Source organism: Bradyrhizobium sp. (assembly GCF_019242285.1).
GTDB lineage: Bacteria > Pseudomonadota > Alphaproteobacteria > Rhizobiales > Xanthobacteraceae > Bradyrhizobium.
Genome location: NZ_JAFAVV010000646.1, coordinates 1 through 9,195, shown reverse-complemented (window position 1 = coordinate 9,195; position 9,195 = coordinate 1). Strand labels below are relative to the sequence as shown.

9 protein-coding genes and 1 pseudogene are annotated in these 9,195 nt (G+C 66.7%); 4 read left to right on the top strand and 6 right to left on the bottom strand.

The annotated features are described in order from the left end of the window. From smc to JOY90_RS26185, 5 genes and pseudogenes are all read right to left on the bottom strand, one after another. Positions 1–3,108: chromosome segregation protein SMC (gene smc, locus JOY90_RS26205; protein ID WP_291694005.1), on the bottom strand; the 3,108-nt coding region annotated here is incomplete at its 3' end. Positions 3,109–3,371: 263 nt separating this feature from the next. Next, positions 3,372–4,028 (bottom strand): DsbA family protein, encoded by a 657-nt coding sequence (locus tag JOY90_RS26200; protein WP_291694004.1) that lies wholly within the window; start codon positions 4,026–4,028, stop codon positions 3,372–3,374. Positions 4,029–4,174: 146 nt separating this feature from the next. Then, a complete protein-coding gene (locus JOY90_RS26195) occupies positions 4,175–4,654 on the bottom strand; it encodes a DUF721 domain-containing protein (protein ID WP_291694003.1) in 480 nt (159 codons plus the stop codon). 34 nt (positions 4,655–4,688) lie between these two features. Then, on the bottom strand, positions 4,689–5,006 hold the full coding sequence (locus JOY90_RS26190) for a HigA family addiction module antitoxin (protein WP_291694002.1): 318 nt from the start codon (positions 5,004–5,006) through the stop codon (positions 4,689–4,691). Further along, positions 4,981–5,261: pseudogene (locus JOY90_RS26185) on the bottom strand (type II toxin-antitoxin system RelE/ParE family toxin). Before JOY90_RS26185 ends, JOY90_RS26190 begins: the two are co-directional and overlap by 26 nt. Positions 5,262–5,334: 73 nt before the next feature. Here JOY90_RS26185 and mutY point away from each other — a divergent pair. From mutY to JOY90_RS26165, 4 genes are all read left to right on the top strand, one after another. Next, complete coding sequence (gene mutY, locus JOY90_RS26180) at positions 5,335–6,435, top strand: A/G-specific adenine glycosylase (RefSeq protein WP_291694001.1); 1,101 nt, start codon at positions 5,335–5,337, stop codon at positions 6,433–6,435. A 59-nt stretch (positions 6,436–6,494) separates the two neighbouring features. Further along, positions 6,495–6,914: a PaaI family thioesterase gene (locus JOY90_RS26175; protein ID WP_291694000.1), complete on the top strand. Its 420-nt coding sequence runs from the start codon at positions 6,495–6,497 to the stop codon at positions 6,912–6,914. Positions 6,915–6,983: 69 nt separating this feature from the next. Beyond that, positions 6,984–7,604 (top strand): glutathione S-transferase family protein, encoded by a 621-nt coding sequence (locus JOY90_RS26170; RefSeq protein WP_291693999.1) that lies wholly within the window; start codon positions 6,984–6,986, stop codon positions 7,602–7,604. Between the two features lie 242 nt (positions 7,605–7,846). After that, positions 7,847–8,260, top strand: a complete 414-nt coding sequence (locus JOY90_RS26165) for a RidA family protein (RefSeq protein ID WP_291693998.1) — start codon at positions 7,847–7,849, stop codon at positions 8,258–8,260. A 224-nt stretch (positions 8,261–8,484) separates the two neighbouring features. On the opposite strand, the gene JOY90_RS26160 is transcribed toward JOY90_RS26165, so the two are convergent. After that, on the bottom strand, positions 8,485–9,171 hold the full coding sequence (locus JOY90_RS26160) for a glutathione S-transferase N-terminal domain-containing protein (RefSeq protein ID WP_291694006.1): 687 nt from the start codon (positions 9,169–9,171) through the stop codon (positions 8,485–8,487). Positions 9,172–9,195: the final 24 nt, after the last annotated feature.

The window sequence follows — 9,195 nt, the reverse complement described above, 5'->3', positions numbered from 1 at the left end:
GATCTCGAGCCCGGCCTCCAGCGGATCGTCGCTCTCGATCAGGTGCAGCGCGGCCTCGCCGCCGCCGAACAGATCGACGAACAGCCGCTTGAAATGGTCGTTGACGATCTCGAACGACGCGAGCAGGCGCTCGCGTGCCTCGCGATTCAGGCTCTGGATGCCCTGGCGCAGCCGCTTGATGGCCTCGACCAGGTCGTCGCGCTCGGTGGTGAGCGCGGTGTGCTGGGCCTCGACCTCGCGCAGCTCCTCCTCGGCGCGCAGATTGACGGCGCCGAGCCGCTCGCGGTCGCGGCGCAGCTTCTCCAGATTCTCCTCGATCTCGGCGAGCGGCGGCAAGCTCGTGCCCGGCTCGATCTCGGCAAGGTCAGCAACGGCCTGCGGCTCGACCTCGAGCATGTCGTGGATCTCGCGCTCGACATCGGCCAGCCGGCGCCTGGCGCTCTCCACGCGTTCCTCGGCACGGCCGGTTGCCTCGCGCGCAGCCGAGAGCGCCTCGATCGAGGCCCGGGCGGCACGGTCGGTCGCGGCCATCGCGGTCTCGGCGGCTGCCAGCGCGTCGGCTGCGACTTGGCGGTCATTCTCGGCGTACTCGATCTCCGTGATCAGCGCGGCGCGCTTTTCCGCAAACAGCATCGGCGCGTTGTCGAGCCCGGCGCGCTCCTCCGTGACCTCGGCGAGGCGGGCCTCGATGGTCTCGATCTGCGACGCCGCACTCGCCTTTCGGCTCCGCCAGTCGTTGCGCTCGGCCAGGATCGCCTGCACGCGCCGGTCGGCAAGCTCGGCCTCGCGGGCCAGAGCCTGCGCCTCGGCGCGCACCTGCGCGGCGAGCCGGCGATGGCCGTCGATCTCGCCGCGCACCGCGGCGAGCCTCGCCTCGGCATCGTCCGACGCCGGCAATTCCGCAAGCGTCGCGACCGCGGTCTGATGCGCGCCTTCGACCTCGGTGTGGTCGATGGAGAGGCGGCTAAAGGCTTCCGACAACGCCGACTTGCGCGCGGCATGGCGATTGACCTCGCGCTCGGCGGCGGCGTGACGGTCGCGCGCGGCGTCGGCCTCGCGCTGCGCGGCCCGCCAGGCTTCGCGCGCGGCAGTCTCGGTGGAGGCCGCGATCCTCAATTCGCTTTCGGCATTCTCCAACGCCTGGCGCTTGGTTGCGACATCCTGGCGCGCCTGCTCCAGCTCGTTCTCGATATCGACCAGACGCGCCCGCTCGGCGAGCCGGCGTGCCGCGCCGGTCGGTGCATGCGCGGCCGCAACAAAACCGTCCCAGCGCCAGACGTCGCCTTCCGGCGACACCAGCCGCTGACCGGTCTTGAGCTGGGATACCAATCCCGCGCCGCGCTCCTTGGCCACGACGCCGATCTGCGCCAATCGCCGCACCAGTTCCGGCGGCGCCTGGACATGGGCGGCAAGCGGCTCGACGCCGCTCGGCAGGGCCGGGTCGCTTCCGGTTGCGCCGGCAACGGTCCAGCGCATCGGCGCGGAGGGATCGACGGGCGCATCGAGGTCGTCGCCGAGCGCGGCGCCGAGTGCCTTCTCATAGCCCTTGGTGACCGTGACGCCGTCGATGATCGGCGGCCAGAGGTTCTTGGTCTCGACATTGACGAGCTTGGAGATGGTGCGCGCCTCGGTCTCCAGCCGCTGCACCCGCTTCTCGGCTTCGTTGAGCGGGGCGCGGGACGCCTCCAGCGTCGCACGCGCCGCGCGGTGCGCCATCTCGCTCTCTTGAGCGGCGGCCTCCGATTGGGCCACGGTCTGTTGTGCGCTGACGGTTGCGGCCGCGAGTTCTGCGAGATCGCCGAGGCCGCTGGTCTCCTGTGCAAGCTTCTGCTCATCGGCCTGGACACCGGCGATGTCCTGGTCGAGCCGCGTCAGGCGTTCGCGATGGCTGCGGACGTTGTCCTCGAGCTGCTTGCGCCTGGCGGTCTGTTCGGCGAGCGCCGTGGTGAGCTCGGAAAACAGCCGCTCGGCGTCGGCAAGCGTCGCTTCGGCCGCCGCGACGCGCTCGTCGACTCCGCTGCGCATCTCGACGCGCGACTTGATCTCCTCCTTCAGCTCGGCATCCTCGGTGTCGAGCCGCTGCAAGGCGGCCTCGGCATCGGAGGTCTGCTGCCGCTCGCGCGCGATATCGGCGGTGAGCTGGGTCACGCGCCGGTCGAGCTCGGCGGCGCGCTCCTTGGCGCGCTCCTCCTCACGATCGAGCGTGGTGCGGACGTTGTTCAGGCGCTGCAGGCCCGCCGCGGCGCGCGCCTCCGCCTCGCGCAGAGCCGGCATCTCCGCGGCGCGGAGCGCCTGGATGCGGGCGGCCTCGGCCTGCTCGCGGGTGCGCTCGGCCATGTCGCGGACGGAGAGCTCATGGGTGCGGCTCGATTCGGCGACGCCGGCATGGGCCTCGATCCAGCGCAGATGGAACAGCGTGGCCTCGGCCTTCCGCACCTTGGCGGCCACCTCGCGGTAGCGGATCGCCTGGCGCGCCTGCTTCTTCAGGCCTTCTATCTGGCCGGTGAGCTGGCCGATGACATCCTCGACCCGGAGGAGGTTGGCTTCGGCCGCCTTCAGCCGCAGCTCCGCCTCGTGGCGGCGGGCATGCAGGCCGGCGACGCCGGCGGCATCCTCCAGCACGCGGCGGCGCTGCTCCGGTTTGGCCTGGATGATCTCGCCGATCTTGCCCTGGTGCACCAGCGCCGGCGAGCGCGCGCCGGTCGCGGCGTCCGCGAACAGCAATTGCACGTCGCGGGCGCGCACGTCGCGGCCGTTGATGCGGTAGACCGAGCCCGCCTCGCGCTCGATCCGGCGCGAGATTTCCAAGGTCTGGGCGTCGTTGACGGCGGCCGGCGCGGTGCGATCGGCATTGTCGATCGTCATCATCACTTCGGCGTGGTTGCGCGCCGGACGGTTGCCGGAGCCGTTGAAGATCACCGCATCCATGTCGGCGGCGCGCAGCGATTTGTGCGAGGTCTCGCCCATCGCCCAGCGCAACGCCTCGACCAGATTCGACTTGCCGCAGCCGTTCGGCCCGACGACGCCGGTCAGCCCCGGCTCGATCACGAAATCCGTGGGTTCAACGAACGACTTGAAGCCGTGGAGACGAAGACGCGTGAGTTTCATAACGACGGATTCTCTCTTGGCAGGGAACGAATCTCCCTGCCGAGACAATACCATAGAAGGCAACGTCGGTGTGGAGGATGAGTCGTAACAATGGCGTTCGCGGCGGGGCCGGGCAACCGGCGGAACGCCTTTTTCCCAAGGCTTTTGAAAGGCGGCGAAAATGCGTCGATTCGGGCACGCGCGAAAATCAGCTCTGCGATGGCGCGCGTTGATCTTCAGCTCGAACTTCCGGCGGAGTTCCCTATGGCTTCACGCGGATTCCGTCAGCTCTTCAGCAACGGATTGATCTTCTTCTCGAACTCCTCGATCGAGGCCTCGCCCTTGATCTTCTCGCCATTGATGAAGAAGGTCGGCGTCGAATCGACCTTCAGCACCTCGCTGGCGTATTTCTGGTCGGCCTCGATCTTGTTGAGCAACGCCTGGTCCTTCAGGCATTCCTCGACCTCCTTCTGGCTGAGGCCGGCCTGCTTGCCGATCCGGCCCAGCGCCTCGGTGGTGTTCTTCATCACCCAGTCGCTCTGCGAGCGGAACAGCAGGTCGGTGACCGCGAAGTATTTTCCGGAGTCGCCCTTGGCGATGCAGCGCGACAGCATCGAGCCGGCGGCCGCCTTGATGTCGAGCGGGAACTCGCGAAAGATGTAGCGCACCTTGCCCGAGTCGATGAACTCAGCCTTGATCTTCGGGAACACCTGCTCGTTGAAGGCGGCGCAATGCGGGCAGGTCATCGAGGCGAACTCGGTGATCGTCACCTTGGCGTCGGCCGGCCCGAGCACCATGTCCGGCAGCGAGACCGGCTTGGCGACGTCGGTCGCGCTCTGTGCCATGGCCTCGGAGATCAGCCGCAGCGGCGACAGGCCGGCGAGGGCGGCAAGCCCGGTCAGCGACAGGGCGGCGGTGAAGGCGCGGCGCGTGATGATCAACGGTCTGCTCCCGGTTTGGCGCGGTCGCGCACGAGGAACTTTGGCAAGGAACTTTGGCAAGGAACTTTGGATTGGCGGCCTGTTCGCTAGCTTGAAACGGCCAAGGTGGCAATGGCCGGCTCAAGCGGCCGGTTGCAGCCAAAACGTCAATTTCGCTTGATTGCAGCCCCGAGCCGCGCCAGCGCGTCGCGCAATTGTTCGTCCTCCACGGCCGACAGCGTTTCGGCGACCTTCGCCACCGATTTCGGATCGGGCGGCGCCGGCCGCCTCGGCCGGTCGCGGCGCGCCAGCGGGGCCTGCCGCAGCGCCAGCCGGCCGACCGCGCTCCAGCCGAAGAAGCGATTGACCCGCTCCAGGATCACGTCGGAGGAATGCTGGATCTCCAGCGCCGTCGGGCCCTCGACCCGCAGCACCAGCGTCGCCGGCTCCTGCACCTGGCCCTCGACCGGCCGCGGCCATTGCAGCTTGATCGGCTCGGAATGCGCCGCGATCTCCTTGCCCGCGATCTCCGCCCAGCGCGTCACCAATTCGCGCGCGGCAAAACCCTGCTTGGCATAGGCCTGCGAGAACACGTCGTCGAGCAGGACGGAAAGCGGCTTTGCGGTGATTCGGCCGGGCTTGGACATTCCTGCCATCGCGTGAGAAGGTGCATGCTCCCGATCAAGCGGCGCGCGGGCGGATCGATCTGAGGTCGCGATCGATCTCGCGCCGCCGCTGCATCAGATCATAGTCCATCTGCAGTCCGAGGAAGAACCCCTCCGAGACGCCAAAATAACGCGCCAGCCGAAGATCGGTATCGGCGGTGATGTCGCGCTTGCCGAGCACGATCTCGTTGATTCGGCGGGGCGCGACATGGAGGGCGCGCGCCAGCGCGTTCTGGCTGAGGTCCATCGGCTTGAGAAACTCCTCCAGCAGGATTTCGCCTGGATGAGGATTCCTGAGCAGGCCGCTCCTAGTGGTAGTCGACGATTTCGACATCGATCGGTCCTCCGTCAGTCCACACAAAACACACCCGCCATTGGTCGTTGATCCGGATCGAATGCTGCCCCTGCCTATCGGCTTTCAGTGCCTCAGGCGGTTGCCGGGCGGTACGCGCAGATCGTCGAGCACCCGCGCTTGGTTCAAGAGACGCAGCTTTCTCAAGGCCACGTTCTGGATATCGGGCGGCAGCTTGCGGCTCCGCCGCCCGGACCATATCAGTTCAGCTTCGGGATCGGCAAAGCTTTGGATCACAATGGACTATAACGCGACGCGTTATGCTCTTCAACCACTGGCCATCCCTGGTCGGCAGTCCTACAATGCTGCCATGCTCCCTTCAGGATCGATTCGACGAAAGCAGCAGGTCGCTGTCCCCGATGGTTGCGACCGCCCCGCGCGGCTGCTGGCCTGGTACGACCGGCATCGGCGCGAGCTGCCGTGGCGGGCGAGGGCGGGCGAGGTGGCCGATCCGTACCAGGTCTGGCTCTCGGAGATCATGCTGCAGCAGACCACGGTCAAGACGGTCGGTCCCTACTTCCAGAAATTTGTCGCGCGCTGGCCCGATGTCGCCGCGCTTGGACGCGCCTCGCTCGACGACGTGCTGCGGATGTGGGCCGGGCTCGGCTATTATTCCCGTGCGCGCAACCTGCATGCCTGTGCGGTGGCCGTGACCCGCGACCATGGCGGCGCCTTTCCCGCGACCGAGGAAGGCCTGCGCGCGCTACCGGGAATCGGGCCGTATACCGCGGCTGCCATTGCGGCGATCGCCTTCGATCGCCGCACCATGCCGGTCGACGGCAACATCGAACGCGTGGTCTCGCGGCTGTTCGCGGTGGAGGAGCCGCTGCCGCAGGCCAAGCCGCGCATCCAGCAACTCGCGCGCACGTTGCTCGGCGAGTCGCGTGCAGGCTGCAGCGCCCAGGCGCTGATGGATCTCGGTGCCTCGATCTGCACGCCGAAGAAGCCGGCCTGCGTGCTGTGTCCGCTCGGCGATGGCTGCGTCGCGCGGGCGCAAGGCACGCAGGAAACCTTTCCGCACAAGGCCGCCAAAAAGACCGGCGCGCTGCGCCGTGGCGCGGCCTTCGTGGTCAGGCGTGGCGACGAGCTCCTGGTGCGCACCCGTCCGGCCAAGGGCCTGCTTGGCGGCATGACCGAAGTGCCGACCTCCGACTGGCGCGCCGCGCAGCATGACGGGGCGGCGTTGCACCAGGCGCCTGTGCTGAAGGGGATCGGACGCTGGCACCGCAAGGCGGGCGTCGTCACCCACGTTTTCACGCATTTTCCGCTCGAGCTCGCAGTCTATGTAGCCGATGTGGCGGCCCGCACGCCCACGCCGGACGGCATGCGCTGGATTCCCGTCGCAACGCTGGCCGATGAGGCGCTGCCGAACGTGATGCGGAAAGTCGTTGCACACGGCCTTGGGCTGTAACTGCTGCTGACACCAGGCTGGCAGCAGCGCTGGGCTATGCCCGCGAAATGGAGGTCCCCATGGTCGCAACCGCGCTTGATCATCTCGCCCCGCCGCCCTCGGCAAAACTGCTCGGCTGGCGCCTGCTCGATGCGCGGCCGGCGGAGGGCTGGCTGAAGATCGGCTTCGATGGCAAGCCGGAATTCTGCAATCCTGCCGGCTTCGTGCAGGGTGGCTTGCTCTCGGCGATGCTCGACGACACCATGGGGCCTGCGGTATTCGCCATGACCGAGGGCCGGAGCTATACGACGACCGTCAGCCTGACCGTGAACTTTCTCGCCTCCGCGAGGCCGGGGCCGATCGCTGCGGAAGCGCAGGTCACCCAGCTCGGGAAGACGATCGCCTTCGTCGAGGGCAAGTTGACGGCCGAGGATGGCACGTTGCTCGCGACCGCAACCGCGGTCGAGCGGCTGCTCGACGCGGCGAGGGCGCTGCGGTGAGATAGCTTCGGCTATGGACGGTGGGAAGCCACGCCGGTAACCTTTGGCGTCTCCTCAAGAGGATCCGCCATGCTCAAGCTCTATTACGCTCCGGCCACCTGCGCGCTCGCATCGCATATCGCGCTCGCGGAGGCCGGCGCCGACTACACCACCGAAAAGCTCGACTTCAAGATCAACCAGCAGAACAGCCCCGAATATCTCGAGATCAACCCGAAGGGCCGGGTGCCGTCGTTGGTGACCGACCGCGGCGTCCTGACCGAGACGCCGGCAATGCTGGCCTATATCGCGCAGACTCACCCCGAGGCGAAGCTCGCGCCGCTCGACGATGCCTTCGCGTTCGCGCAGGTGCAGTCGATCAACAGCTATCTCTGCTCGACCGTGCATGTCGCGCATGCCCACAAGATGCGCGGCAAGCGCTGGGCCACCGAGGAGACCTCGTTCGCCGACATGAAGCGCAAGGTACCGGAGACCATGGGCGCCTGCTTCGCGCTGATCGAGCACCGGATGCTGAAAGGGCCCTGGGTGATGGGCGAGCAGTACACGGTCTGCGATCCCTATCTCTACACGATCGCGACCTGGCTCGAAGGCGACGGCGTCGAGATGGCGAAGCTGCCGAAGGTCGCCGATCATTTCAAGCGCATGGCGGAGCGTCCCGCCGTCAAGAAGGTGTTGGCGGAGCAGGCGGCTTAGCTGCTCACGCAAGCGCAGCCCGGGTGAGCGCCTGCTCGGGCCGTATCCCGCCGAACGCCGGCAGCCGCGAGCCTGAAACAGGAAGAACGTCGGGAGCGCATCAATGCCTGTTGCAGCGTGATCCGGCTGGAGGCCGGTCAGCTCAAGGAATGGACCGAGTATTGTGATACGGCTCTGATCGACGCGGTGCCCGGCGCCCCGCAGACACGAGCTTGTTTGCCACCTGAAAGGGAGAATATCCAATGACGAAGTCGACCAAGGAATTCCTCAATCCGGATACGCTGATGAGGCCTGCCGGCTATTCTCACATTGCGAGACTGACCTCCGGCGCCATGGTCTATATCGCGGGCCAGGTGTCGAGCGACGCGTCGGGGCAACTGGTCGGCGAAGGCGATTTCGAGGCCCAGGCCGAACAGGTGTTTCGCAATTTGAAGGCGGCGGTCGAAGCGGCCGGCGGGGGTATGGCCGACCTGGTCAAGATCAACATCTTCCTGGTCGAGGAGGTCCCGCCGGAAGCCGTCGCCAAACTCCGCGTCGTTCGCGACAGGTACGTGAACGTGGAGAAGCCGCCGGCGAGCACACTGGTGGTCGTCAGCCGCCTCGCGCGCCCGGGCTGGCTGATCGAAATCGAGGCGGTCGCTGCGCTCGACGGCTAGCCTGGAGATCGTGGAACCCGACTGCAACGTTCGCTTCACAGGCACGGTTCGATCAGCCCCGTGCCGCGCCACGCGGCAAGCGCGACCCGGCATCTCAACCTCTGGATTCCGGATCCACGCCTCAAAGTCGGCTGTTGCCGACCGTGACATCATTTGTGCACGAACTCGGGTGAACCCGAGTTCGTGCACGCGTATGCCGGAATGACGATTGTGCGGTTCGCCCCTCATGCCGCCTTGGTCTTGAGGTGGCCGAACATGATGTGGCGCGCGTCGTCGTCCATGTCGGTCTTGAAGGTGAACTTGTCCTTCAGCGCGATCGCGCGCGAAGCCGCCGGGCGTGCCGAGATCTCGTCGACCAGCCGCTTGACGTTGGGATATTTCGCGTAGTTCTCCTCGCCGAGCACGAACGGCGCCATCCGCGCCCAGCCCCAGAACGCCATGTCCACGATGGTGTAGGCGTCGCCGACTATGTAGCGGCTATTGGCCAGATGATCGTCGAGGATCTTGTAGTGGCGGTTGGCCTCGTACTGGTAGCGGTTGTTGGCGTAGTCGAGCTCCTTCGGTGCGAAGTGCTTGAAGTGCACGGCCTGACCCGAATAGGGGCCGAGGCCGGTGGCAATGTACATCAGCCAGGACAGCATCTCCGCCTTGTTCTTCGGCGTGTCCGCCGGCAGGAACTTGCCGGTCTTCTCGGCGAGGTAGAGCAGGATCGCGTTGGAGTCGAACACGAAGGTGCCGTCATCGTCGATCGCCGGCACCTTGCCGTTCGGATTGACCTTCAAGAATTCCGGCTTGAACTGCTCGCCCTTGCGGGTGTCGACCGGCACCAGCTCGCAGGGCAGGCCGGCCTCCTCGATGAACAGCGCGACCTTGTTCGGGTTGGGCGCCCCATTGAAGTAGAATTTGAGCATGGTGGAAAATCTCCCCTGATCGTT